Source organism: Phenylobacterium sp. (assembly GCF_019636135.1).
Lineage (GTDB): Bacteria > Pseudomonadota > Alphaproteobacteria > Caulobacterales > Caulobacteraceae > Phenylobacterium.
Genome location: NZ_JAHBYD010000012.1, coordinates 75,401 through 98,713 on the forward strand (window position 1 = coordinate 75,401; position 23,313 = coordinate 98,713).

24 protein-coding genes are annotated in these 23,313 nt (G+C 71.6%); 8 read left to right on the top strand and 16 right to left on the bottom strand.

All coding sequences use genetic code 11. The features are described 5' to 3' along the window. Positions 1-139: 139 nt before the first annotated feature. Complete coding sequence (gene pbpC, locus KF737_RS10385; RefSeq protein WP_296454099.1) at positions 140-2,140, top strand: penicillin-binding protein 1C; 2,001 nt, start codon at positions 140-142, stop codon at positions 2,138-2,140. On the opposite strand, the gene KF737_RS10390 is transcribed toward pbpC, so the two are convergent. From KF737_RS10390 to KF737_RS10440, 11 genes are all read right to left on the bottom strand, one after another. After that, positions 2,137-2,442, bottom strand: coding sequence for a hypothetical protein (locus KF737_RS10390; protein ID WP_296454102.1), 306 nt, complete (start codon positions 2,440-2,442; stop codon positions 2,137-2,139). The genes pbpC and KF737_RS10390 overlap by 4 nt on opposite strands. After that, positions 2,439-2,687 (bottom strand): hypothetical protein, encoded by a 249-nt coding sequence (locus KF737_RS10395; RefSeq protein ID WP_296454104.1) that lies wholly within the window; start codon positions 2,685-2,687, stop codon positions 2,439-2,441. Before KF737_RS10395 ends, KF737_RS10390 begins: the two co-directional genes overlap by 4 nt. A 90-nt stretch (positions 2,688-2,777) precedes the next feature. Beyond that, positions 2,778-3,218 carry a GNAT family N-acetyltransferase gene (locus KF737_RS10400; RefSeq protein WP_296454106.1) on the bottom strand — a complete coding sequence of 147 codons (441 nt, stop codon included), beginning with the start codon at positions 3,216-3,218 and terminating at the stop codon, positions 2,778-2,780. Continuing rightward, entirely contained in the window at positions 3,200-4,615 is a 1,416-nt protein-coding gene (gene lpdA, locus KF737_RS10405) for a dihydrolipoyl dehydrogenase (RefSeq protein ID WP_296454108.1), read from the bottom strand. The genes KF737_RS10400 and lpdA overlap by 19 nt, the downstream gene beginning before the upstream one ends. A gap of 98 nt (positions 4,616-4,713) precedes the next feature. After that, a complete protein-coding gene (locus KF737_RS10410) occupies positions 4,714-5,175 on the bottom strand; it encodes a PIN domain-containing protein (RefSeq protein ID WP_296454110.1) in 462 nt (153 codons plus the stop codon). Further along, positions 5,165-5,422: an antitoxin gene (locus tag KF737_RS10415; RefSeq protein ID WP_296454114.1), complete on the bottom strand. Its 258-nt coding sequence runs from the start codon at positions 5,420-5,422 to the stop codon at positions 5,165-5,167. Before KF737_RS10415 ends, KF737_RS10410 begins: the two co-directional genes overlap by 11 nt. A gap of 59 nt (positions 5,423-5,481) precedes the next feature. Then, a complete protein-coding gene (odhB, locus tag KF737_RS10420) occupies positions 5,482-6,684 on the bottom strand; it encodes a 2-oxoglutarate dehydrogenase complex dihydrolipoyllysine-residue succinyltransferase (protein WP_296454118.1) in 1,203 nt (400 codons plus the stop codon). A 56-nt stretch (positions 6,685-6,740) separates the two neighbouring features. Next, a complete protein-coding gene (locus KF737_RS10425; protein ID WP_296454120.1) occupies positions 6,741-9,692 on the bottom strand; it encodes a 2-oxoglutarate dehydrogenase E1 component in 2,952 nt (983 codons plus the stop codon). Between the two features lie 95 nt (positions 9,693-9,787). Beyond that, on the bottom strand, positions 9,788-10,666 hold the full coding sequence (sucD, locus tag KF737_RS10430) for a succinate--CoA ligase subunit alpha (protein ID WP_296454122.1): 879 nt from the start codon (positions 10,664-10,666) through the stop codon (positions 9,788-9,790). Between the two features lie 53 nt (positions 10,667-10,719). Further along, positions 10,720-11,916 carry an ADP-forming succinate--CoA ligase subunit beta gene (sucC, locus tag KF737_RS10435; protein WP_296454124.1) on the bottom strand — a complete coding sequence of 399 codons (1,197 nt, stop codon included), beginning with the start codon at positions 11,914-11,916 and terminating at the stop codon, positions 10,720-10,722. Between the two features lie 189 nt (positions 11,917-12,105). Beyond that, positions 12,106-12,657, bottom strand: coding sequence for a hypothetical protein (locus KF737_RS10440; RefSeq protein ID WP_296454126.1), 552 nt, complete (start codon positions 12,655-12,657; stop codon positions 12,106-12,108). Between the two features lie 154 nt (positions 12,658-12,811). On the opposite strand from KF737_RS10440, the gene KF737_RS10445 reads away from it, so the two are divergent. Both KF737_RS10445 and KF737_RS10450 read left to right on the top strand, forming a co-directional pair. Then, positions 12,812-13,576, top strand: a complete 765-nt coding sequence (locus tag KF737_RS10445; protein WP_296454127.1) for a LytTR family DNA-binding domain-containing protein — start codon at positions 12,812-12,814, stop codon at positions 13,574-13,576. 172 nt (positions 13,577-13,748) lie between these two features. Beyond that, positions 13,749-14,888: a hypothetical protein gene (locus KF737_RS10450; RefSeq protein ID WP_296454129.1), complete on the top strand. Its 1,140-nt coding sequence runs from the start codon at positions 13,749-13,751 to the stop codon at positions 14,886-14,888. A gap of 74 nt (positions 14,889-14,962) precedes the next feature. Here the strand turns inward: KF737_RS10450 and KF737_RS10455 are convergent, their stop codons facing one another. After that, positions 14,963-15,949 (bottom strand): malate dehydrogenase, encoded by a 987-nt coding sequence (locus KF737_RS10455; protein WP_296454131.1) that lies wholly within the window; start codon positions 15,947-15,949, stop codon positions 14,963-14,965. Between the two features lie 82 nt (positions 15,950-16,031). Between KF737_RS10455 and KF737_RS10460 the strand changes: the two genes are divergently transcribed. Next, positions 16,032-16,454, top strand: a complete 423-nt coding sequence (locus KF737_RS10460; RefSeq protein WP_296454202.1) for an HIT domain-containing protein — start codon at positions 16,032-16,034, stop codon at positions 16,452-16,454. Positions 16,455-16,611: 157 nt separating this feature from the next. Here the strand turns inward: KF737_RS10460 and KF737_RS10465 are convergent, their stop codons facing one another. Further along, positions 16,612-17,244 carry a hypothetical protein gene (locus KF737_RS10465; protein WP_296454133.1) on the bottom strand — a complete coding sequence of 211 codons (633 nt, stop codon included), beginning with the start codon at positions 17,242-17,244 and terminating at the stop codon, positions 16,612-16,614. After that, complete coding sequence (locus tag KF737_RS10470) at positions 17,241-18,107, bottom strand: CoA ester lyase (RefSeq protein ID WP_296454135.1); 867 nt, start codon at positions 18,105-18,107, stop codon at positions 17,241-17,243. The genes KF737_RS10465 and KF737_RS10470 overlap by 4 nt, the downstream gene beginning before the upstream one ends. A 61-nt stretch (positions 18,108-18,168) precedes the next feature. Between KF737_RS10470 and KF737_RS10475 the strand changes: the two genes are divergently transcribed. After that, positions 18,169-18,561 carry a DUF2237 domain-containing protein gene (locus KF737_RS10475; RefSeq protein WP_296454136.1) on the top strand — a complete coding sequence of 131 codons (393 nt, stop codon included), beginning with the start codon at positions 18,169-18,171 and terminating at the stop codon, positions 18,559-18,561. 1 nt (position 18,562) lies between these two features. Here the strand turns inward: KF737_RS10475 and thpR are convergent, their stop codons facing one another. After that, positions 18,563-19,099 (bottom strand): RNA 2',3'-cyclic phosphodiesterase, encoded by a 537-nt coding sequence (gene thpR / locus KF737_RS10480; RefSeq protein WP_296454138.1) that lies wholly within the window; start codon positions 19,097-19,099, stop codon positions 18,563-18,565. Positions 19,100-19,197: 98 nt separating this feature from the next. On the opposite strand from thpR, the gene KF737_RS10485 reads away from it, so the two are divergent. From KF737_RS10485 to KF737_RS10495, 3 genes are all read left to right on the top strand, one after another. Beyond that, positions 19,198-19,950 (top strand): Bax inhibitor-1/YccA family protein, encoded by a 753-nt coding sequence (locus KF737_RS10485; protein ID WP_296454140.1) that lies wholly within the window; start codon positions 19,198-19,200, stop codon positions 19,948-19,950. An 86-nt stretch (positions 19,951-20,036) separates the two neighbouring features. Continuing rightward, complete coding sequence (locus KF737_RS10490; RefSeq protein ID WP_296454142.1) at positions 20,037-21,464, top strand: class I adenylate-forming enzyme family protein; 1,428 nt, start codon at positions 20,037-20,039, stop codon at positions 21,462-21,464. Positions 21,465-21,469: 5 nt separating this feature from the next. After that, positions 21,470-22,894 (top strand): class I adenylate-forming enzyme family protein, encoded by a 1,425-nt coding sequence (locus KF737_RS10495; protein ID WP_296454144.1) that lies wholly within the window; start codon positions 21,470-21,472, stop codon positions 22,892-22,894. On the opposite strand, the gene KF737_RS10500 is transcribed toward KF737_RS10495, so the two are convergent. After that, complete coding sequence (locus tag KF737_RS10500) at positions 22,891-23,226, bottom strand: DUF2794 domain-containing protein (protein WP_296454145.1); 336 nt, start codon at positions 23,224-23,226, stop codon at positions 22,891-22,893. The two genes, KF737_RS10495 and KF737_RS10500, sit on opposite strands and share 4 nt — an antisense overlap. Between the last annotated feature and the right edge of the window lie 87 nt (positions 23,227-23,313).

The window sequence follows — 23,313 nt, forward strand, 5'->3', positions numbered from 1 at the left end:
GCGCGGAGGGTTTCCCGGAGGACGCAGAGGCGCACTGCCCTCCGCGACCTCTGCGCACGCCTCTGCGACCTCTGCGGTTGAAGACGGCGCTGGCGCGCCGACGACGGTTCGCCGGCTCGTGTTCGGCCTTCTTGGGCTGATGGCCTTCCAGACGGCCGTGGCGGCGGCGGACATCGCCTTGCCGCCGGACCTGACGCGGGCGGCGCGGTCGTCGCCGGTGGTGCTGGATCGGCGGGGCGCGTGGCTGCGGGCGCTGCCGGTGGAGGACGGGCGGTGGCGGCTGCGGGCGGACCTCGCGCGGACCGACCCGGAGTTCCTGCGCCGCGTGGTGGCGGCCGAGGACGCGCGGTTCTGGGTCCATCCCGGCGTCGACCCCGCGGCGCTGGCGCGGGCGGTGGGCTCGGCGGTGGCGCGGGGGCATGCGACGTCGGGCGCCTCGACGATCACCATGCAGACCGCGCGCCTGCTGGAGCCGCGGCCGCGGACGGTCGGCTCGAAGCTGATCGAGATGCTGCGGGCATTGCAACTGGAGGCCCGGTTCTCCAAGCGCGAGATCCTGGCGATGTACCTGACGCTCGCGCCGTACGGCGGGAACCTGGAGGGCGTGCGGGCGGCCAGCCTCTCGTATTTCGGCCACGAGCCCGAGGGGCTGACCGACGCCGAGCAGGCGCTGCTGATCGCGCTGCCGCAATCGCCCGAGGCGCGGCGGCCCGACCGGCGGCCAGCGGCGGCGAAGGCCACGCGCGACGCGGTGCTCGCGCGGTTCGTGCGGATGGGTCGACTGTCGGCGTCGACGGCGAAGGAGGCGAGCGCCGATCCGCTGCCGGGCCGCAGCGCCTTCCCGGCCCGCGCCTGGCATGCGGCGGGCGAGCTGGCGGCGGCCGCGCCGACGCTGACGCCGACCGTGGTCTCGACGCTGGACGCCCGGCTGCAAGCGCGGCTGGAGGCGCTGGCGGCCGAGACGGCGCGGGCCGAGGGCGGCTCGACCACGGCGGCGATCCTGGTGGTGGAGATCGACGGGCGGGCGGTGCGCGGGGCCGTGGGCTCGTCCGGGCGCGACACCCAGGGCGGCTGGATCGACATGACCCGCGCGCGCCGCTCGCCCGGTTCGGCGCTGAAGCCCTTCATCTACGCCTTCGCCTTCGAGGAGGGGATCGCCGCGCCCGACACCCAGATCGACGACGCCCGCGTGCGGTTCGCCGACTACCAGCCCGAGAACTTCGACCGCACCTTCCACGGCAAGGTCACCGCGCGCGAGGCGCTGACCCAGTCGCTGAACGTGCCGGCGGTGGCGACCCTGGCGAGCGTGGGGCCGGAAGCGTTCGAGGCGCGGCTGAGCGCCGCCGGCGTCATCCTGGAGCGACCGCGCGCCGAGACCCGCGCGCCGGGCCTGGCGCTGGCGCTGGGCGGCGTGGGGATCAGCCTGCGGGACCTGGCGGTGCTCTATGCGGCGCTGGGCGACGGCGGGGTCGCCAAGCCGCTGGCGTGGACCGAGCGGGACGCCGCTCGCGAGCGGCGCGAGGCCGGCCGGCGGCTGGTCCGCGCCGAGGCCGCGCGGCAGGTGATCGACATCCTGCGCGAGACGCCGCCGCCGGCCGGCGCCGGCCCCGCGGCGCTGCTGCGCGGGCGGCCGGCGATGGCGTTCAAGACCGGCACCTCCTACGGCTTCCGCGACGCGCTGGCGGCGGGCGTGGTCGGCGGCTATGCGGTGGTGGTCTGGACGGGGCGGCCCGACGGCGGCGCGCGGGGCGGCGTCACCGGCCGGGACTCCGCGCTGCCGCTGCTGTTCCAGGCCGCCGACGCGATCCAGGCCGCGCCCGCCGCGCCGCAGCCCATCGCGCCGCGCTCGGCCCCGCCGGCGCTGCGGACGCTGGAGGCGGCCGGCGAAGGTCCGAAACTGATCTTCCCGCCCGACGGCGCGGCGGTGCAGGTCGACGGCTACGGCCCCGGCGCGCGCGGCCTCTCGCTGGCCGCCAGCGGGGCGCGGCTCTCCTGGTACGTGGACGGGACGCCGGTGACGCCCGACCCCCTGAGCGGCCGCCCGATCTGGCGCCCGCCCGGCCCGGGCTTCTACCAGGTCACGGTCGTGGATTCCGAAGGCCGCCGCGCCCAGGCCCGGGTGCGGGTGAAGGGCGGCTAGCGGTCGGCCGCGCGGGCGAAGTTCTGCGCCGGTACGTCCATGGTGCGCATCAGCAGGCACGGCCGCGGGCGCCGGTCGATCTCGCGCACCGGAATGCGGCTGCCGGTGATGAGGATCCTCTCGGGCTTCTGACGCTCGCCCAGGTCGCCCACGTCGCTCACGTAGTAGGGCGCGGGGCGGCAGCGGATCGGCGCGCGCTGGTCCACGTCGCGGACGGGCGGGTTGACGGCCGAGGGCGGCGCCGGCGCGGGCAGGGCGGGCGCGCTGGTGGCGAACAGGAGCAGGGCGGCCAGCGCGCTCATCGCGTCCCACCGAGCAGGCAACCCTGCGCCATCGGCATCTCGATCAGCTTCCTGACCCGGTCGTCCGGGTCCGCGCGGTAGAGCAGCGTCGGTTCCGTCTTCACCTGCAGGCGTCCGGCGTCCTTGCAGACGGCCATCGGCTTCGCCGTCTCCATGGCGAGCAGAACGGATTTCGCGGCAGGTTGCGGGGCCGGACGCTCGGCGGGCGCCAGGGCCAGAACGGCGGCGGCGATCGTGACGAGCATTGCGGCCTCCCATTACGCAACATCGCCAAGCTGCCACCGGTCGCGACGATCGCCAAATTACGCTTCGGTCACCTATCGCGGCGGGTTCGTTCAGCCGATGACGAACCGCAGCCAGGCGACGCCGCCGTCCTCGCCCGCCTCGGTGCAGCGGAAGCCCTCGCGGACGTAGAAGGCCTGGGCGCCCAGGTTCGCCGTCTGGCACTTCAGCGAGAGCCGCCCGCCTGCCGCCGCGATCACATGGTCCAGCAACGCCTTGCCGACGCCCCGGCCGCGCGGCTCGACATAGAGCGAATGCAGGAAGGCCTGCGGGCGGTAGAGGGCGGCTAGGCCCACGATGCGGCCCGCCTCGACGGCGACGAAGACGTCCTCCTCCCGCGCGGCCTTCAGGAAGTCCTCGGCGCTGTGCCGGTCCCGCGGAATCCAGGTGAAGGTGTCGGAGAGGACGCGCACGTAGAGGTCCGCGCAGGCCGGAAGCTCGTCCGGCCGCGCCCGGCGTACGCTGGGGACAGGCGTCAGGCCTGCATCGTCCAACCTTCGACCCCCATCGCGGCCTGCCTGAGCGCCTCCGAGCGGGTTGGGTGCGGGTGGCAGGTGCGGGCCACGTCCTCGGACGCGGCGCGGAACTCCATCGCCACGCAGTATTCGCCGATCATCTCGGAGACCGAAGGGCCGATCAGGTGGGCCCCCAGCACCTCGTCGGTCGCCGCGTCGGCCAGCACCTTCACGAAGCCGTCGGTCTCGTGGTTGATCCTGGCGCGGCTGTTGGCGGTGAAGGGGAACCTGCCGGCCTTGTAGGCGCGGCCCTCGGCCTTCAGCTCCTCCTCGGTCTTCCCGACCCAGGCGACCTCCGGATAGGTGTAGACCACGCTCGGGATGATCCCGTAGTTCACGTGGCCGGCCTTGCCCGCGATCGTCTCGATGCAGGCCACCGCCTCCTCCTCGGCCTTGTGCGCCAGCATCGGGCCGTGGGTGACGTCGCCGATCGCCCAGACGCCGGGCGCCGAGGTCTTCCAGTGGTCGGTCTCGATGAAGCCGCGCTTGTCGGGCGTGATCCCCACGCTCTCCAGGCCCAGGCCGTCGGTGTAGGGCCTGCGGCCGATCGCCAGCAGGACGTAGTCGGCCTCGATCGTCTCGGCCGCGCCGCCGGCGACGGGCTCGCAGGTCAGGCTGACGCCCTTCTTCGAGGCTTTCGCGCCCGTCACCTTCGCGCCCAGCTTGAAGTCCATGCCCTGCTTGGCCAGCGCGCGCTGGAACGCCTTGGCGACCTCGGCGTCCATGCCGGGGGTGATGCGGTCGAGGAACTCCACCACCGTGACCTTGGCCCCCAGCCTGCGCCAGACCGACCCCAGCTCCAGGCCGATGATCCCTGCGCCGATCACCACGAGGTGGCCGGGGACTTCCGGCAGCGAGAGCGCGCCGGTGGAGTCCAGGATGCGCCTGTTGTCGACCTCGACACCCGGCAGGCCCGACGGCAGCGAGCCGGTGGCGATGACGATGTCCTTGGCGGCGAGGCTCGCGACCGCGCCGTCCGCGCCCGTCACCTCGACCTTGCCCGGGCCGGCGATCTTCCCTGCGCCCTGGTAGCGGTCGACCTTGTTCTTCTTGAACAGGAACTCGATGCCCTTGGTGAGCTGGCCCACCGACTCGGCCTTCTGCGCCTGCATCTGCTTCAGGTTCAGCTTGGGCGCGACGTCGATGCCGATGCCGGCGAAGTCCCTGGTCGCCAGTTCGTAGAGCTCGGAGGCGTGCAGCAGCGCCTTCGACGGCATGCAGCCCACGTTGAGGCACGTGCCGCCCAGCGTGCCGCCGCCGTCGATCCCCTTGTCGACGCAGGCGACCCTGAGGCCGAGCTGGCCCGCGCGGATCGCCGCGTTGTAGCCGCCGGGGCCGCCCCCGATGATGACGACGTCGTAGGTGGTGTCAGCCATGGTCCGTCCTGGATTTGGGGGCGCAAACTAGGCTGGAAGAGTTACAGGTCAACCGCCCGTCGCCACGAGCAAGCCAGATGCGCCGACGGTGGTCTCCGTCAGCGCGGCGGCGGCCGATATTGCAGGCCTCCCGCGATAGCCTTCACCTGGCCGGGATCGGACCAGTCCTGGATCTTCAGGCCCTCGACCTCCCAGAAATCCCGTACATTTGCCGTGATGACGGTCCAGCCGCGCGCCAAGGCCTGCCCCGCGATCATCAGGTCGTAGGCCGGCAGTCGCCGACCAAGCCGCTCGCGGTCGGCGCGAAGTCGCCCTGTTGCGAGCGCATCCTCCCATGACCAGCTCTCTACGCGGAACGGTTCGAGAATGGCGCCGAACAGCTCGAGCTGATGCGCCGGCCGCGCGCTCGCATGAGCTCCGAACGCCAATTTCTGCGCCACGATCGTGGACACGATCAGGTCCTCGCCGCGCGCCTGGGCCGCGCGCATTCGCGAGCGGATATGCGCCCGGTCGCTCCGCATCAGATCAATGAGGACATTGCTGTCGAAGCTAAGGGTCAAAACGAATCTTCGGCGGCGGCGTCGGCGGATCGTAGGGCGGGTCCGGGAACGGCTCACCGGCGGCTTCCGCCAGTTCGTCGATCTTGGCCCAGAACGCCTTCCAGTCCCGCTCCACCGGTTCCAGGATCACCCGGTCGCCATCCTTGCGGATGCGGACCTCGGACCCGTCGAAGCGGAACGCCTTCGGCAGGCGCACGGCCTGGCTGCCGCCGTGGGTGAAGAGTTTCGCGGTCTTGTGCTCACCCATGACGGCGCTCCGTATCTACATGACGTAGATACGCTCGAACGACGCCGGTTTCAACCGGATCAGACGTCCAGCAGCAGGCGCTGCGGGTCCTCGATGGCTTCCTTGACGTGGACCAGGAAGGTCACGGCGCCCTTCCCGTCGACGATGCGGTGATCGTAGCTGAGGGCGAGGTACATCATCGGCCGCACAACGATCTGGCCGTTCACGACCATCGGCCGCTCCTGGATCTTGTGCATGCCCAGGATACCCGACTGCGGGGGATTGAGGATCGGCGTCGACATCAGCGAGCCGTAGATGCCGCCGTTCGAGATGGTGAAGGTGCCGCCCTGCAGGTCCTCCATCGAGAGGGTCCCGTCGCGGGCCTTCTTGCCCAGGTTCCCGATCTCCTTCTCGATGTCGGCCAGGCTCATGGCGTCGGCGTCGCGGACGACCGGCGTCACCAGGCCCTTCTCGGTGCCGACGGCGACCGAGATGTCGTAGTGGTTCTTGTAGATGATGTCCGTGCCGTCGATCTCGGCGTTGACGTCCGGCGTCTGCTTCAGCGCGTGGGTCACCGCCTTCACGAAGAAGGACATGAAGCCGAGCTTCACGCCGTGCTTCTTCTCGAAGACGTCCTTGTACTGGTTGCGCAGCGCCATGACGCCCGACATGTCCACCTCGTTGAAGGTGGTCAGCATCGCGGCGGCGTTCTGGGCCTCCTTCAGCCGGCGCGCGATGGTCTGGCGCAGGCGGGTCATCTTCACGCGTTCTTCGCGCTCGTGGATGGCGCGCGGCGCGGCGGGGGCCGGCGCGGGGGCCGGGGCCTTGGCGCGGGCCTCCAGCGCGGCCAGCGCGTCGCCCTTGGTCACCCGGCGGTCCTTGCCGGTTCCGGCGATGGACGAGGGGTCGAGGTTGTTCTCGGCCGCCACGCGCTGGGCCGAGGGCGCGAGCACCTTCTCCGCGGCGGCGGGCTTGGCGGCCGGCGCGGGCGCCGGCTTCGGCGGGGCGTCAGCCTTGGGCGCCGCGGCCTTGGGGGCGGGTGCGGCCGCGCCGGCGCTGATCTTGCCCAGCACCGTGCCGGGCTCGACCGTGGCGCCTTCCTCGGCGCTGATCTCGCTCAGCACGCCGTCGGCCGGGGCGGCGACCTCGAGCGAGACCTTGTCCGTCTCCAGCTCCACCAGGATCTCGTCTTTGCGGACCGCCTCCCCCGCCTTCTTGGTCCAGCGGGCGACCGTCGCTTCGGTGACGGATTCGCCCAGCGCCGGGGTCATGATGTCGGCCATCGGGGGGTAGAGCTCCTAAAAGGTTCGGGTCTCGCAACAGGTCGGCGAGCGGTCTTCTACGCGAAGGCTTCCGTAAGGAAAGTCTCGAGTTCCTTCATGTGCCGGGCCATCAGGCCGGCGGCGGTCGACGCCGAGGCCGGGCGGCCCACGTAGCGGGCGCGCTTGGCCTTCACGTTCATCCGCTCCAGCGTCAGCTCCAGCCACGGGTCGACGAACATCCAGCCGCCCATGTTCTTCGGCTCTTCCTGGCACCAGACCAGCTCGGCGTTCCTGAACCGCTTCAGCTCGCCCGACAGCGACTTCAGCGGCCAGGGATAGAACTGCTCCAGGCGCAGGATGTAGACGTCGTCGCGGCCGGTCTTGGCGCGCTGTTCGACGAGGTCGAAGTAGACCTTGCCCGAGCACAGGATGACGCGGCTTATCTTGTCGTCCGCCTCGAGCGCGATCCCGCCCACGTCGCAGCCGGCCTCGGCGCCGTCGATCATGACGCGGTGGAAGCCGGTGCCGCTCACCATGTCGGCGATGTTCGAGACCGCCCGCTTGTGACGCAGCAGCGACTTGGGCGTCATCACCACCAGCGGCTTGCGGTACTCGCGCAGGAGCTGGCGGCGCAGGACGTGGAAATAGTTGGCCGGGGTCGTGCAGTTGACCACCTGCATGTTGTCTTCCGCACAGAGCTGCAGGAAGCGCTCCAGGCGGGCCGACGAGTGCTCGGGGCCCTGGCCCTCGTAGCCGTGCGGCAGTAGCATCACGAGGCCGCTCATCCGCAGCCACTTGCGTTCGCCCGAGCTGATGAACTGGTCGATCACCACCTGGGCGCCGTTCACGAAGTCGCCGAACTGGCCTTCCCACATGGTCAGCGTGTCGGGGTCGGTCAGCGAGAAGCCGTACTCGAAGCCCAGCACCGCCTCTTCCGACAGCGCCGAATCCAGCACCTCGAAGTGCGCCTGGTCCGGGCTCAGGTGGCGGAGCGGGAAGTAGACCTCCTCGGTCTTCTGGTCGACGACGCCCGAATGGCGCTGGCTGAACGTGCCGCGCACGCTGTCCTGGCCCGAAAGGCGCACCGGATAGCCCTGGTCCAGCAGGCTGGCGAAGGCCAGTTGCTCACCGGTCGCCCAGTCGATGCCCTGGCCGGTCTCGATCGCCTCCCGGCGGCCCGCGATGACGCGCTCCACGGTCTTGTGGACGGCGATCCGCTCGGGGATCGTCGTCATCTTGCGGCCCAGGTCGACGAGCTTCTGCTTGGCGACCCCCGTGGCGTAGCGCTCGTCGCCCGAGGCCAGCTTCACGCTCGACCACTTGCCGTCCAGCCAGTCGGCCTTGTTGGCGTGGTAGGCCTTGCCGGCGTCGAACTCGGCGTCGAGGAACTGGTCGAACTCCCTGATCCAGCCGTCGACGTCGGCCTGCGTGCAGACGCCCTCGCCGATCAGGCGCTGCGCGTAGAGGTCGCGCACCGTGGGGTGGTCCTTGATCTTCGCGTACATCAGGGGCTGGGTCATCGTGGGGTCGTCGCCCTCGTTGTGACCGAACCGCCGGTAGCAGAACATGTCGATGACCACGTCCTTGCCGAAGAGCTGGCGGTACTCCGTGCCCACCTTGGCGGCGAAGGTCACGGCCTCGGGGTCGTCGCCGTTGACGTGGAAGATCGGAGGCTCGACGGCCAGCGCCACGTCGGTCGGATAGGGCGACGAACGGCTGTTCTTCGGGCTGGTCGTGAAGCCGATCTGGTTGTTGACGACGAAGTGCATCGTCCCGCCCACGCCATAGCCGCGCAGGCCCGAGAGCGCGAAGCACTCCGAGACCACGCCCTGGCCCGCGAAGGCCGCGTCGCCGTGCAGCAGCAGCGGCATCACGTGGCCGCGGCCCGAGCTGGGCGTCTCGCGCAGCGTGAAGGCCTGCTTGGCCCGCGCCTTGCCGATCACCACCGGGTTCACGATCTCGAGGTGCGAGGGGTTGGCGGTCAGCGACAGGTGGACGCTGTTGCCGTCGAACTCGCGGTCCGAGCTGGCGCCCAGGTGGTACTTCACGTCGCCCGAGCCCTCGACGTCGCTGGGCAGCGACGAGCCGCCCTGGAACTCGTGGAAGATCACATGGTACGGCTTGCCCATCACGGCGGCGAGCACGTTCAGGCGGCCGCGGTGCGGCATGCCGATGACGATGTCCTTCACCCCCATCGCGCCGCCGCGCTTGATGATCTGCTCCAGCGCCGGGACCATGGATTCGCCGCCGTCGAGGCCGAAGCGCTTGGTGCCGGGGAAGCGGCGGTGGAGGAAGCCCTCGAACCCCTGCGTCTCGATCAGCTTCTTCAGGATCGCGACCTTGCCCTCGCGGGTGAAGACGATCTCCTTGTCGCGGCCCTCGATGCGCTCCTGCAGCCAGGCCTTCTCCTTGGGGTCGGAGATGTGCATGTACTGCACGCCGACGTTGCCGCAGTAGGTGCGGCGCACGATCGCCAGGATCTCGCGGATCGAGGCGGTCTCCAGGCCCAGCACGTAGTCCAGGAAGATCGGGCGGTCGAAGTCGGCCTCGGCGAAGCCGTAGGTGGCCGGATCCAGCTCCGACGCGTCGCCCGGCGTGGTGGCGAGGCCCAGGGGGTCCAGGTTGGCCTTCAGATGGCCGCGCATCCGGTAGGCGCGGATCATCATGATGGCGCGCAGGGAATCGAGGGTGGCGGCGCGGACCTCGTCGACCGAGGCCTCCGGCTTGCGGCCCTCGATCGCCTTGCCGATCTTGGCCTCGACGGCGGGCCAGAGCCCGTCGATGGCGCTCATCCAGTCGGGGCGCGCGGCCGGCGCGGCGGGCCGGGTCCAGACCGGCTGGGTCGTGGCGCGCTTCACCGCGTCGGCGCCGTCCGCCAGCGAGGCGAAGAACGCGGCCCACGAGGGCTCCACCGACTTCGGGTCGTTCGCCCACTTCGCGTAGAGGTCCTCCACGAAGGCCGCGTTGCCGCCGTAGAGGAAAGAGGTCTCGGCCAGAGCGTCGTTGATCAGGCCTGCGTCGTCCGCCATTTCGCTTCGCCTTTCGGCGCCTTCGCTTCCGCGGGCGGGCCACGGACTTCAGAGAAGGAGCCGAGCGCGGACCGCCCAATACCGATGTCGCGGCGTCAGCCGCCTTTGAGAACCTCGACCAGGGTCGTGCCCAGGGCCGCCGGAGAGGGAGAGACGCGGATGCCCGCGGCTTCCATCGCGGCGATCTTGTCCTCGGCTCCGCCCTTGCCGCCCGAGATGATCGCGCCCGCGTGACCCATGCGCCGCCCGGGCGGCGCGGTGCGTCCCGCGATGAAGCCCACCATGGGCTTCTTGTTTGGTGAATTCTTGATGAATTCGGCCGCATCTTCCTCGGCCGAGCCGCCGATCTCGCCGATCATGATGATCGACTCCGTCTCGGGGTCCTTCAGGAACATGTCGAGCACGTCGATGAACTCGGTGCCCTTCACGGGGTCGCCGCCGATGCCCACGGCCGTCGTCTGGCCGAGGCCCGCCTGTGAGGTCTGGAACACGGCCTCGTAGGTAAGCGTGCCCGACCGGGAAACAACACCCACGCTGCCCGGCTTGAAGATGTTGCCGGGCATGATGCCGATCTTGCAGGCATTCGGCGTCAGCACGCCCGGGCAGTTGGGCCCGATCAGCCTGGATTTCGAGCCCGAGAGCGAGCGCTTCACCTTGACCATGTCGGCCACCGGGATGCCCTCGGTGATGCAGACGATCAGCGGGATCTCGGCGTCGATCGCCTCCAGGATCGAATCCGCGGCGAAGGCCGGCGGCACGTAGATCACCGAGGCGTCGGCGCCGGTCTGCCTCACCGCCTCGCCGACCGTGTCGAACACGGGCAGGCCGATGTGGGTCGTGCCGCCTTTTCCGGGGGTCACGCCGCCGACCATCTTCGTGCCATAGGCGATGGCCTGCTCGGAGTGGAACGTCCCCTGGGCGCCGGTGAGGCCCTGGCAGATGACGCGGGTGTCTTTACCGATGAGGATGGACATGCTTGCTCGTTCTTGTCGCGTCTGTCGGGCTCTTGAGGACGTAGAGGCGCGGCCTAGCCGCCCCGGACCGCCTTCACGATCTTCTCGGCGCCGTCGGCCAGGTCGTTCGCGGCGATCACGTTGAGACCGCTCTCGTTGATGATCTGCTTGCCGAGCTCGGCGTTGGTGCCTTCCAGGCGAACCACCAGCGGGACCTTCAGGCCCACCTGCTTCACCGCGCCGATGACGCCGTTGGCCATCACGTCGCAGCGGGCGATGCCGCCGAAGATGTTGACCAGGATGCCCTTCACGTTGGGGTCGGCCATGATGATCTTGAAGGCCGCCGTCACCTTGGCCTCGTCGGCGCCGCCGCCCACGTCCAGGAAGTTCGCCGGCTCGGCGCCGTAGAGCTTGATGATGTCCATGGTGGCCATGGCCAGGCCGGCGCCGTTGACCATGCAGCCGATCTCGCCGTCGAGGGCGATGTAGCTGAGGTCGTACTTGTGGGCCTCGATCTCCTTGGCGTCCTCCTCCGTCTCGTCGCGGAGCGCCTGGATGTCCTTGTGGCGGAAGAGGGCGTTGGAATCGAAGCTGATCTTGGCGTCGAGCACCCGCAGGTGATCGTCGCCCGTGACGATCAGCGGGTTGATCTCCAGCATGCTCATGTCCTTGGCCACGAAGGCCTCGTAGAGCTGCGAGAGGAGCGTGGCCGCTTCCTTGGCGAGGCCGCCGGTCAGGCCCAGGGCCTTCGACAGCGTGCGGGCGTGGTGGGCCCAGACGCCGGTCGCCGGGTCGATGGAGAAGGTGGCGATCTTCTCGGGCGTCTCGTGCGCCACGTCCTCGATGCTCATGCCGCCTTCGGTCGAGGCGACGACCGACACGCGGCTCGTCTCGCGGTCGACCAGCAGCGAGAGGTAGAGCTCCTTTTTGATGTCGGCGCCTTCCTCGATGTAGAGGCGGTTGACCTGCTTGCCCTTGGGCCCGGTCTGCACCGTCACCAGCACGCGGCCCAGCATCTCGGCGGCGTTGGCCTTCACGTCGTCCACCGACTTCACCACCCGGACGCCGCCCTTGGCGTCGGGGCCGAGGCCTTCGAAGCGGCCCTTGCCGCGGCCGCCCGCGTGGATCTGGCTCTTCACCACATAGACCGGGCCGCCCAGCTTCCGGGCGGCTTCGGCCGCCTCGTCCGCCGTGAAGGCGGGGAACCCGCGCGGGACCGCGACGCCGAACTCCGCGAGGACGGCTTTGGCTTGGTGTTCGTGGATGTTCATGAGGCCTTGGGGCGGCTGGCTCGCCCCTGTGGCGAGTGACGCGGCTTATAGGAACTGCGCCTTGCGATGACAACCGCGTGAGGCCGCGAAAAGCCGCCCGCCGCGCACGAAGCTCCCCCGAGGTCAGGTTCGCCGGCGCGCGACGGGCGCAAGTGGGGAACGCCGTGCTTTGGGCGGCGTCCCCGCGGGCTAGCCGAAGAACATCGTCCACATCGTCCGGCCGGGCAGGAACGCGATCGCGAGGTTGATCGCGAAGCCGCCGTAGAAGAGGCCCATCATCCGCCGGCGGTGGGCGACGACGGCGTGGCGCCTGGCGGCCATCACGCCCAGCGGCAGGATGATCAGGACCCAGGCCGTGAACAGGTGCAGCCACGACCACGCGCCGTGGTTCAGGCTGGTGATGAAGAGGGTCGCGCCCGCCGTCGCCGCCACCAGCCCGACCCAGGCCCAGCCGGCCACGCGGTGGAACGTCCGGCCCTTGCGTACGGTCATCAGCACCGCGCCCAGCACCAGCGCCGCCAGCGCGGTCGCCAGGTGGATCCGGATCGCCGGCGACAGATTGTCCAGCAACGCGAAGTCGGGCGCGTGCAGCCGGGCCTGTCCGGCGATCCGGACCACCGCCGCGCCGAACGGCCCCAGCGCCGCGGCGATCACGCCGGCCACGGCCACCACGCCCAGCGCCAGGCGCGCGCCGAAACCGATGGTCCGGGAGACGGGCGGCGTTTGCGAAATCGACGACATATTCTATCTCCGGATCGGTGGGCGGCGCCGTGGCGCGCCGCCGTTCGATCGGGATGTGCGGCGTTGCGGATCGGGGTGCGAGCGCAGATGCGTCGGCAGGCAGCGCCGGTTCGCGAACGACCGCCGTCCGCCGTTCACGTATCGTGAGCGGCGCATGAAGGACCTGTTGCGGCGTTTCACGCCCTACGACGAGACGGGCGGCTATCTGCGCGGGCTCGCGATCGCGCTGGCGGCGGCCGCCTTCCTGACCTTCGCCGGCGCGTTCGGCACCGGCGACGCGCCCTTCGGCGTTCGGGCCGCCTACTGGCTGACGCTGATGGTGGTCGGTTACGTCTTCGGCTCGTTCATCGCCCGCTTCTTCTTCCGCGACGAGCGCCGGCGAGGCTGGCCCACCTGGTTGCGGGTCATCACCGCATCGCTGCTGATGGCGATCCCCTTCACGGCGTTGGTCAGCGTCGGCTCGGGCCTCTTCTTCGGGTCGCGGATGCTGTTGTCGACCCTGCCGGTGCTGTTCGTCCCCGTGCTTTCGGTCTGCCTGGCGCTGACCGCCATCAACATGATCGTCGAGACCCGCCGCACGGCGATCACCCACGCCTCGCCGCAGCCGCCGAAGTTCCTGGAACGCCTGCCGCTGAAGCTGCGGGGCGCCGAGGTCTGGGCCGTGGAGGCCGAGGACCACTACCTGCGCCTGCACACCTCCAAGGGCCAGGACCTGATCCTGATGCGCCTCGCCGACGCCGTGGCCGAGCTCGAGGGCATCGAGGGCGCCCAGGTCCACCGCTCGTGGTGGGTGGCCCGCGACGCCATCGCCGACGCGAAACGCGGCGACGGACGCGCCACGCTGACGCTCAGGGACGGCGCCGAGGTCCCGGTCAGCCGCACCTACGCCGGCCTCCTGCGCGAGCGCGGCTGGATCTAGGCTACGGAGTCGATGAGACGTCCTGTCCCGCCGCGGGGGCTTGGCGCCGAACGCGTTTTGGCCTCAATCTGCGGTTGGGAGAGAGTTCGGGGTTGGGGCTTTCCGGGCGCCGTTCACACGCCCGATCCCGACCCTGCGCGTCGAGGGACCCGAGAGTACGAAGGGTCGTCCGATGACGCAGGACCAGTTGACCGTCGAGCCCCATGGGGACGAGGCGCCGCCGCGACCGCGCGGGCCGGGCGCGCTCGTGTTCGGCGGCATCGTCGTCGCCTGTGCGGCCGGCGTGGGGCTGGGCCTCTGGGCGCGCCCGACCGGTCCGGCGCGGGCCGCCGAGACGCCCGCCGAGATCGCCCAGGCCGCGCCCGCCGCCCTGGAGGTGGTCATCGACGACGCGCCCGCGCCCATCGGCCCGTTGCTCGAGGTGCTGCCGGACCGCGACGCCGGGACCATCGCCAGCCCCGCGCCGGACGTCATCGTCCCGCACCGCGCCGCCTCGGGCCTCGTGAAGGTCGACGCGCCGGTGTCGGCCGCCCTGATCGCGCCGTCGGCGGTCGCACCGGCCGCCCAGCGCGAAGTCGCGCTGGAGGTCGCGCCGCCCAAGATCCGGAAGGCCGACGCCGACGAGGCGGCCGCCAGGAAAGCCGCCCTCGCCAAGGCCAGGCTCGCCGACGCCCGCGCCGCGGAGGCCAGGGCGAAGAAGGCCGAGATCGCCGCCCGCGAGGCGAAGGCCGAGAAGGCCCGTGCGGTGAAGCTCGCCCAGGCCGAGAAGGCGCGGAAGGCGAAGGCCGAGACGGTCCGGCTGGCCGAACTGGAGGCGCGCAAGGAAGCCGCCGCCAGGGAGAAACGCCGCCTCGCGAACCTCGCCAAGGCCGCGCCGGGCAAGCCCAAGGCCGAGGTCGGGCAGTTCGCCGACGCCAGGCCCAAGGCGTCGAAGACGGCCAGGCCCGCCGCGAAGACCACGCTCCCGTCCCGCGTCGAGACCGCCCGGCGCGCCCCGGCGCCCAAGCGCGTCACGCCCCACGGCGAAGGCCCGGTGCGCGTCGCCCGCGCCGACCCCTGCGCCTCGCGCGATGCGGGCGAGGCCGCGGTCTGCGCCGACCCGCGCCTCTCGGCCCGCGAGCGCCAGTTGCAGCAGGCCTACCGCAACGCCGAGGCGGCCGGCGTCCCGGCCTCGGCGCTCCGCGCCCAGCAGGCCCGCTGGGCCCAGGCCCGCGCCGCCGCCGCCCGCGAAGCGCCCTGGGCCGTGGAGGACGTCTACATCGCGCGCATCTCGGAGCTGAAGGACCAGACGCGCGACGCCCGCGAGAACTGACGCCTGAATGCGTTCGGGGCCCCTCGATCGCTCGAGAGGCCCCGCCGCAAACCCTGGACCGGTCCGAGCCGCGCTTAGGCCAGCATGTCCTTCACGGTGTCGCGCTCGCCCAGCAGTTCGTCGTTGGTGATCTTGATCTTCGACCTGGCGAAGTCGTCCATCTCGTAGCTGTCGATCACTTCGAACGCGCCCGGCGCCGTGGTCTTCACCGGCATGCCGGCCCACACGTTGGGGTCGAAGCCGTAGCGGCCTTCCGACTTCACGGCCACCGAGTGGATGGCGCCCGGCGTCACGAGGTCGCGCACGTGGTCGATCAGGGCGCCTGCGGCCGAGGCCGCCGAACTGGCGCCGCGCGCCTCGATGATCGCCGCGCCGCGCTTGCCCACCGCCGGCAGGTACTCGTTGTCGAGCCAGGCGCGGTCGGTGATCACGTCGGTCACGGCCTTGCCGCCGATCTTGGCGTGGGTGAAGTCGGCGAACATCGTCGGGCTGTGGTTGCCGTAGATGAAGAGGTCCGAAACCTCGGTGACCTGCACGCCGGCCTTCTTGGCCAGTTGGTTGCGGCCGCGGTTCTCGTCCAGGCGCACCATGGCGGTGAAGCGGTCGGCGGTCAGGCGCCTGGCCTGGCTGGCGGCGATCATGCAGTTGGTGTTGCAGGGGTTGCCCACCACCGCGATGCGGGCGTCGTCGGCGGCCACCTTGTCGATCGACTGGCCCTGGGCGATGAAAATCTTGCCGTTGTCCTTCAGCAGGTCGGCGCGCTCCATGCCGGGGCCGCGGGGCTTGGAGCCCACCAGCAGGCACCAGTTGGCGTCCTTGAAGGCCACGTCGGCGTCGCCGGTCAGCACCATGTCCTGGAGCAGCGGGAAGGCGCAGTCCTCCAGCTCCATCGCCACGCCCTTCAGCGCCTTCTGCGGGCCTTCGACCGGGATCTCCAGCAGTTGCAGGATCACCGGCTGGTCCGGGCCCAGCATCGCGCCGGACGCGATCCGGAACAGCAGGGCGTAACCGATGTTGCCGGCCGCGCCGGTGACCGCCACGCGAATAGGCTTCTTCGCCATGGGTGCTGCTCCTTCGTTTCGATGTGCGCGGACCCGTTAGCCCGTTGACGTGACCGCTGCAATGCCGCACGCGCCGAGGGCGATGTTCGAGCTGCATCCCGCCTTCCCGCCGACCTCCGAAGCCGTGGGCGACCTGGCCCTCTGTCACGTCCGGCTCCAGGCCGACGCCCGCTATGCGTGGCTGGTGCTGATCCCGCGGATCGCCGGCGCCCGCGAGATCGAGGACCTCGCCGGCAACGACCGCGCCGCGCTCATGGAAGAGATCGTCCGCGCCGGCGAAGCCGTCCGCGCGGTCGCCGCCGCGCTCGGCCGCCCGGTCGAGAAGCTGAACGTCGGCGCGCTCGGCAACATCACCCCGCAACTCCACATCCACGTCGTCGGCCGCCGCCCCGACGACGCGGCCTGGCCGGGGCCGGTGTGGGGCGCGGGCGCTGCGGAAGCGTACACACCAGCCCAGCTCGCGATCGCCATCGCCACGGCGCGCACGGCGCTTTCCCTCCCTTGATGGGGAGGGACAGGCCGCGAAGCGGCCAGGGTGAGGCAGCAAAGGCCGGAACGCCGGCGTCCAGGGACCAGCTAATCCCGCCGCTCACCGCTTGAACCCGGCCGCCTCACCCTGCTCGCCTCCGGCGAGCGGTCCCTCCCCATCAAGGGAGGGAAGGTTACGGCGCCCTTCGCGTCAGCGTCGCCGCCTCGGTGCGCCCGGCCTCCGTCAGCTCGCCGGTCCAGCGGTCTCCCGCCGGACGCAGCACGGCCACGGTGCCGTCGCCGAAGCGGAACGTCACGTCGGCGCCGACCCGGTCGAGGACGTCGATGAAGCCCGAGCCCTCCAGCGCGCCGGCCCGGCGCAGGTCGCGCCAGGCGCCCTCGACCACGCCGTTCCGGTCGATGAGCTGCAGCGCATAGACGTCACGCCCGCCGGCCGACAGCGTCCAGCCGCCGTCCATCGGGCCCTGGAACCCCCGCGCCGAGGCGGCCGAGGCCTTCAGGCGGCTGTCGTAGGCCAGGTCCGCCGGTGAGGGCGGCGCGTCGGGATTCCGGCCCGTCTCGTCGACGTAGACCGGCCGGGTCAGCATCGGCGCCCGCGGCCGCGCATAGCTGCGGACCGCGGGAACCGGATCGGGATCGACGCGGCTGTTCCCGGCCGCGGCCGTGTCCGGCTCCTCCGGATCGACCGCGCGCTGGCGCAACAGCTCGCCGATCGGATCCGCGGCGGGCGCGGCCGTCTGGGCAGGCGCCGGCGTCGCCGCCAACGCGACCGCCAGACCCGCAATCAGCCCCCCCGTCAGCCTCATGCCGTTTCCCGCGCCGCGATGGCCTCCGCCACCCCGATGAGACGCCGAGCCTGATCGAAATGCAGCCGTTCGACCATCCGCCCGTCCACCTTCAGCACGCCCTTGCCGGCCGCCTCGGGCGCCTCGAAGGCCGCCACCACCGTCCGCGCCCAGGCCACCGCCGCCGGATCGGGCGAGAAGGCGGCGTTGGCGGCCTCCACCTGACTCGGGTGGATCAGCGTCTTGCCGTCGAAGCCCAGTTCGGCGGCCTGCGCGCACTGCCGCGCCAGCCCTTCGGTGTCGGCGATCTCGTTGAACACGCCGTCCAGGATCGCGATCCCGTGCGCCCGGGCCGCCATCACCGACAAGGTGAGCGCGGTCATCAGCGGCGCCCGCTCGACGGTGAGCCCGCAGCGCATCTCCTTGGCGAGGTCGTTCGTGCCCATCACCCAGGCCGCGACGCCCTCGTTCACGGACTCCGCGCCCAGCGCATCCAGCCGGAACACCGCCGCGCAGGTCTCGATCATCGCCCAGAGCGCGACGCCCTCGGGCAGCCGCGTCCGCGCCGCCGCGAAGTCCGCCGGCGCCGAGACCTTCGGGACCAGCACCGCGCCGGGCCGCGCCGCGCCCACGGCGTCCAGGTCGTCGGCGCCCCACGGGGTGTCGAGCCCGTTCACCCGCACCACCAGTTCGCGCCCGCCGAAGCCGCCGGCCTCCACCGCCGCCACGGCGCCGGCCCGCGCCTCGGCCTTGGCGTCGGGCGCGACGGCGTCCTCCAGGTCGAGGATCACCACGTCGCACGGCAGCGTCCGGGCCTTCTCGATCGCCCGCGCATTGGACGCCGGCAGGTAGAGCGCGCTGCGGCGGGGCTGGGCGGCGATCATGTGTGGACTGTGGCTCCCCGCCCCTTGGCGACGCCCGACTCTTAGCGTCTAGGATGGGCTCATGGCCACACGCCCGATCCGCTATGACGCCGGCGCCAGGAACGTGCTGGGCCTGGAGCTGGTCCCCTGCTCGCTCGACCCGGTCACCGGCTTCTTCCGCAACGGCTGCTGCGAGACCGGCCCGCACGACGTGGGCATGCATACGGTCTGCGCCGTGATGACCGCCGAGTTCCTCGCGTTCTCGGCCCGCATGGGCAACGACCTGTCGACGCCCCGCCCCGACCTCGGCTTCCCCGGCCTCAATCCCGGCGACCGCTGGTGCCTCTGCGCGCCGCGCTGGAAGGAGGCCCTCGACGCCGGCGCCGCCCCGCGGATCGTGCTGGAGGCCACGCACGAGGAGACGCTGGCGATCGTGCCCCTGGGCGTCCTCAAGGACCACGCCGCCGAGGCGTAGGCTACCCCAGCCCGTACTTCGCTTCGAGGCGGTAGTAGGAGCCGTCGCCGCCCTGGTGGCTGGAGTAGAGGCCGAAGCTGTCGATCCCGATGGGCGGGCTCCTGAGCAGGTTGTTCGCCTGGATCCAGGCCGCCACCTCGGCCGGATCGGGCCGGCGCAGGTAGGCCAGCGTCACGTGGGGCTTGTAGTTGTGCTTTTCGGGCTTCAGGCCCGCGCGCCGGGCCGCCGTCTCGCAGGCCTCGGCCAGCCGCCGCAGTTCGGCGTTCTCCGCCACGCCCGCCCAGACCGCGTCGATGCCGTCGCCGTTGTCGAACGCGCCGGCGCCGCTGAGCTCGATCTCCAGCGCGTGGCCGCGGATCTGCACCAGCTCGGCGTCCAGGTCGCGCGCCACGTCCTCGCGGATGTCGCCGTAGAACCGCAGCGTGACGTGCAGCGCCTCCAGCGGCCGCCAGCGCGCGCCGTCGATGCCGGTCTGGCGCGGCTGGAGGGCCCGTCCGATGTCGGCGGGTATGGATAAAGCGGCGAAGAGGCGGATCATTTCACACGCGTCATAGCAGGGGCCTTGCTTACGACACCCGGCAAAACGATATTTGAGGCGCGTCCGATTTGCGACGTGCAACGAAGGGCCTAGCTCAGATGAGCGACTTCAACCGCGGCTACGCGCGCTCGATCCCGGCGGATCGCGCCGACATGTCGGTGGACGCGGGCCTCCGCAGCTTCATGCTCGGCGTCTACAACAAGGTGGCGCTGGGTCTCCTGGTGTCGGCCGTGCTGGCCTACATCACCGGTCAGGTGGAGCCCGTCCAGCGGCTGCTGTACCAGGTGACGGCCGATGGCCGCCTCGCCGGCTACACCATCCTGGGCTACGTCGTGGCCTTCGGTCCGCTCGCCGTGATCCTGTTCGGCGCGTTCGGCATGAAGAACGCCACGCCGCGCACGTCGGGCATCTACTACTGGACGATCGTCGCCCTGCTGGGCGCGAGCCTGGGCGCGATCACGCTGCTCTACACGGGCGCGTCGATCTTCCAGACGTTCCTGATCACGGCCACGGCGTTCGGCGGCCTCAGCCTGGTGGGCTACACCACCAAGCGGGACCTCGGGCCGATGGGCAGCTTCCTGATCATCGGCGTCATCGGCCTGATGATCGCCAGCATCGTGAACATCTTCCTGGGCAGCGGCATGCTGGCCTTCATCGTCAACGTGGTGGGCGTGCTCGTGTTCGCGGGCCTGATCGCCTATGACACCCAGCGCCTGAAGATGACCTACTACGAGCTGGGCGGGGACCAGACGGCCATGGGCGTGGCCACCAACTACGGCGCGCTCAGCCTCTACCTCGACTTCATCAACCTGTTCATGTTCCTGCTCCGCCTCTTCGGCGACCGCCGCTAGGTCCCGGACCGGAACCGAAACGCGAAGCCCCGGCGGGCGACCGCCGGGGTTTTTCGCGGGCGGGCCATCGTCTAGCGTGGCCGGCGATGTTCGACAGCTACATCGCCTACCATGCGAAGACGCGCCCGCGGGCCCTGGCCCTGGTGACGCCGCGCCGCCGCGCGACCTACGCCGAGCTGGACGCCGACATCGACCGCTTCGCCGGCGGCCTGCAGGCCCTGGGGATCGGCCCCGGGCGCGGCATCGTCGCGGTCGACGCGACCAGCACCTACCACCACCACCTGCTGATCCTGGCCCTCGCCCGGCTCGGCGTGGCCTCGACACCGCGGGAGGACGCCGGCGCCGACCTCGTGCTCACCCAGCGCGAGCCGCGCGGCGACGGCCGCCAGGCCGTGCGCCTCGACGCCGCCTGGACCGCGCGGACCGAGGCCGCTCCGCCGACGCCCGTCCCGACCGCTCCGCGCGACCCCGACTCCATCGCCCGCGTGATGCTCTCGTCCGGCACGACCAGCACGCCCAAGCGCATCCCGCTCACCTGGCGCCGCGTCGCCGCCAACGGCCTGAACGGCCTCTCGGTCTACGGCGCCGACCGCCTGGGCCCGTGGATCATCCGCACGGGCGTCGATTCCGGCATCGGCTACATGATGGCGAGCCTGGCCTGGACCGCCGGCGCCGGCGTCGCGGCCGACTTCGGCGCCGCCGACATCCCGGGCCTGATGGAGCGTCACCACCCGGGCGTCCTGGGCCTGACGCCGATCCAGCTCCGCGACCTGCTGGGCAACCTGCCGCGCGGCTTCGAACTCAAATCCGGCTGGCGGATCGTCGTCGGCGGCGGCGTGCTGCCGGCGTCGGTGGCCCGCGAGGCGCGCATGCGGCTCAGCCCCGACATCGCGATCGTCTACGGCTCGACGGAGTCCGGCCGCGCCACCGCCGGGCCCGCCGCCCGTCTCGACCGTGACGCGGGCTTCGCCGGCTGGGCCCTGCCGGGCGTCGAGATCGACATCGTCGGGCCCGACGGCGCGACCCTGCCCGACGGCGAGGCCGGCGAACTGCGCATCCGCAGCGACCGCCTGGCGGAAGGCTACCTGGGCGATGCGGCCGCCAGCGCGCAGGTCTTCCGCGATGGCTGGTACTACTCGGGCGACCTGGCGCGGCGGTTGCCCGACGGCGCCTACGTCATCGACGGGCGCATCGACGAGCGCATGAACATCGGCGGCGTGAAGGTGATGCCGAACCTGCTGGAGGACGCGGCGCTCGCCTGCCCCGGCGTACACGACGCCGCCGCCTTCGCGCTTCCCGACAGGCGCGGCCAGGACGAGCTGTGGATCGCCGTCGTGGCCTTGCAGGAGATCACCCGCGAGACCCTGATGACCTACCTGGCGAAGTGCCCGCAGCGCCTGCCCGCCGTGCGGATCGCCTGGAGCGAGGCGATCCCGCGCAACGCCATGGGCAAGATCGAGCGAACGGTCCTGCGCGAGCAGGTCCAGGCCGCGCTCGCCGCCGGGCAGGCCTGAGCCCGGTGTCGACCGCCTACCTCGCCTATCACGCCCGCGCCCGGCCCAGGGCGCTCGCCCTGATCGTTCCGGGACGCCGGGTCACCTACGCCGAGCTCGACGCCGACGTGAACCGCTACGCCCGCGGCCTCGCCGAGCTCGGCGTCGGGCCGGACAGCGGCTGCGTGGCGGTCGAGGCCTCCAACCGCTACCGCCAGGGGGTGATCATGCTGGCCCTGGACCGTCTCGGGGCCGCCGGGACGCCCTGGGCCGACCCGCGCGCCGACCTTCGCATCAGCCCGCGCCAGCGCGAAGGTCCGACGCGGCGGCTCCTCATCTCTGCGGGCTGGACGGCCGCCGTCGAGGCCGCCGCACCCGATCCGGTGGCGCCGGCGCCGCGCGACCCCGACGCCATCGGCCGCGTCCAGCTGACGTCGGGCAGCACGGGCCAGGCGCGCCGCGTGGGCCGAAGCTGGCGCGTGCTGGAGGGCCGCGCCGCCGAGGCCGTGGCGCTCTTCGGCCTCGACCGGTCCGGGCCCTGGATCGTCCGGACAGGCCTCGAGAGCGGCCTCGGCCAGGCGCTCGCGGCCGGCGCGTGGAGCATCGGCGCGCCCGTCGCCTCCGACCTCGGGCCTCGCGAGGTCGCCGAGCTGATGGAGACCGACGCCGACGGCCTCCTCGGCCTGACCCCACTGCAGCTACGCGAGCTTCTGGCCGCCCTGCCGGACGGCCACCCGGGGGCGCCGAGCTACAGGGTGCTCGCCACGGGCGGAGCCCTCGCGCCGGCGACGGCCCGCGAGGCGCGCCTGCGCCTGTCGCCCGACCTGCACATCGTCTACGGCGCGTCGGAGAGTGGCCGCGTCGCCGTGGGCCCGGCGAGCCGCCTGGAGGCCGATCCGGGGTTCGTCGGCTGGCCCGCGCCCGGCGTGACCGTCGATATCGTCGATGAGGCGGGCGCGCCCGTGCCGCATGGCGAACTGGGCGAGGTGCGCGCCTGCGGCCCGGCCAGCGCCGCGCGCTACCTCGACGATGACGAGGCGACGCCGACCCGTTTCCGTGAGGGCGCCGTTCATACCGGCGACCTGGGCCGCTTCCTGCCGGACGGCGCGCTCGCGCTCGAAGGCCGCGCCGACGACCGGCTCGACGTCGGCGGCGTGAAGGTCTGGCCGGCGCCGATCGAGGCTGCCGCCCTGGAACATCCCGCGGTGCGCGACGCCGCGTGCTTTGCCGTGCCCGGCGAGGCGGGCGGCGACGAGGTCTGGCTGGCCCTGGTGGCCGACGAAGAGATCGACCGCCAGGACATGGGGCGATACCTGCGCGAGCGGGGCGTGAAGCTGCCGGTCATGCGCTTCGCCTGGAGCCAGACCCTGCCCCGTGGCGAAGGCGGCAAGATCGACCGCATGGCGCTGCGCGCCCAGACCATGGCCGCCCTCAACCGCGGCGGCGATTAGTCGACGACCGAGAAGCGGGTCTTGTCGAAGAAGCGGAGCACCTGCTCCAGGTCGTGGCCGCGCCGCAGGATGTGGCCGCCCTGGCCCAGGATCGCCCAGGCGCCCTGCCGCCTGGCCAGCGCCGGGCGCTTCTCGATGCGGTAGAGCGGCGCCTCGGCCGTGCGGCGGAAGACGGAGAAGACGGCGCTGTCGTGCAGGGCGTCCATCCCGTAGTCGCGCCATTCGCCGGCGGCGACCATGCGCCCGTAGAGTCGGAGGAGGCGCTCGAGCTCGCGCCGTTCGAAGAAGACGCCGGCCCCGCGCGGGGACGCCTGACTCGGATCGAGTGACATCGGTGTCGAGCTTGGATGAAGTTTTCGAGTCCTTCCACCCCTAATCGGCCACCACGGCTTGTGCCCGGACGCCGTGAAATGACCTTA

Coding starts and splice junctions, on each gene's coding strand:
- sucC (WP_296454124.1), bottom strand. CDS start 11,916: ATGAACATCCACGAACACCAAGCCAAAGCCGTCCTCGCGGAGTTCGGC.
- KF737_RS10460 (WP_296454202.1), top strand. CDS start 16,032: ATGTTCGAGCTGCATCCCGCCTTCCCGCCGACCTCCGAAGCCGTGGGC.
- KF737_RS10445 (WP_296454127.1), top strand. CDS start 12,812: ATGAAGGACCTGTTGCGGCGTTTCACGCCCTACGACGAGACGGGCGGC.
- KF737_RS10440 (WP_296454126.1), bottom strand. CDS start 12,657: ATGTCGTCGATTTCGCAAACGCCGCCCGTCTCCCGGACCATCGGTTTC.
- KF737_RS10425 (WP_296454120.1), bottom strand. CDS start 9,692: ATGGCGGACGACGCAGGCCTGATCAACGACGCTCTGGCCGAGACCTCT.
- odhB (WP_296454118.1), bottom strand. CDS start 6,684: ATGGCCGACATCATGACCCCGGCGCTGGGCGAATCCGTCACCGAAGCG.
- sucD (WP_296454122.1), bottom strand. CDS start 10,666: ATGTCCATCCTCATCGGTAAAGACACCCGCGTCATCTGCCAGGGCCTC.
- KF737_RS10455 (WP_296454131.1), bottom strand. CDS start 15,949: ATGGCGAAGAAGCCTATTCGCGTGGCGGTCACCGGCGCGGCCGGCAAC.
- KF737_RS10390 (WP_296454102.1), bottom strand. CDS start 2,442: ATGAGCGCGCTGGCCGCCCTGCTCCTGTTCGCCACCAGCGCGCCCGCC.
- KF737_RS10500 (WP_296454145.1), bottom strand. CDS start 23,226: ATGTCACTCGATCCGAGTCAGGCGTCCCCGCGCGGGGCCGGCGTCTTC.
- lpdA (WP_296454108.1), bottom strand. CDS start 4,615: ATGGCTGACACCACCTACGACGTCGTCATCATCGGGGGCGGCCCCGGC.
- KF737_RS10465 (WP_296454133.1), bottom strand. CDS start 17,244: ATGAGGCTGACGGGGGGGCTGATTGCGGGTCTGGCGGTCGCGTTGGCG.
- thpR (WP_296454138.1), bottom strand. CDS start 19,099: ATGATCCGCCTCTTCGCCGCTTTATCCATACCCGCCGACATCGGACGG.
- KF737_RS10485 (WP_296454140.1), top strand. CDS start 19,198: ATGAGCGACTTCAACCGCGGCTACGCGCGCTCGATCCCGGCGGATCGC.
- KF737_RS10415 (WP_296454114.1), bottom strand. CDS start 5,422: ATGGGTGAGCACAAGACCGCGAAACTCTTCACCCACGGCGGCAGCCAG.
- KF737_RS10470 (WP_296454135.1), bottom strand. CDS start 18,107: ATGATCGCCGCCCAGCCCCGCCGCAGCGCGCTCTACCTGCCGGCGTCC.
- pbpC (WP_296454099.1), top strand. CDS start 140: ATGGCCTTCCAGACGGCCGTGGCGGCGGCGGACATCGCCTTGCCGCCG.
- KF737_RS10475 (WP_296454136.1), top strand. CDS start 18,169: ATGGCCACACGCCCGATCCGCTATGACGCCGGCGCCAGGAACGTGCTG.
- KF737_RS10395 (WP_296454104.1), bottom strand. CDS start 2,687: ATGCTCGTCACGATCGCCGCCGCCGTTCTGGCCCTGGCGCCCGCCGAG.
- KF737_RS10490 (WP_296454142.1), top strand. CDS start 20,037: ATGTTCGACAGCTACATCGCCTACCATGCGAAGACGCGCCCGCGGGCC.
- KF737_RS10450 (WP_296454129.1), top strand. CDS start 13,749: ATGACGCAGGACCAGTTGACCGTCGAGCCCCATGGGGACGAGGCGCCG.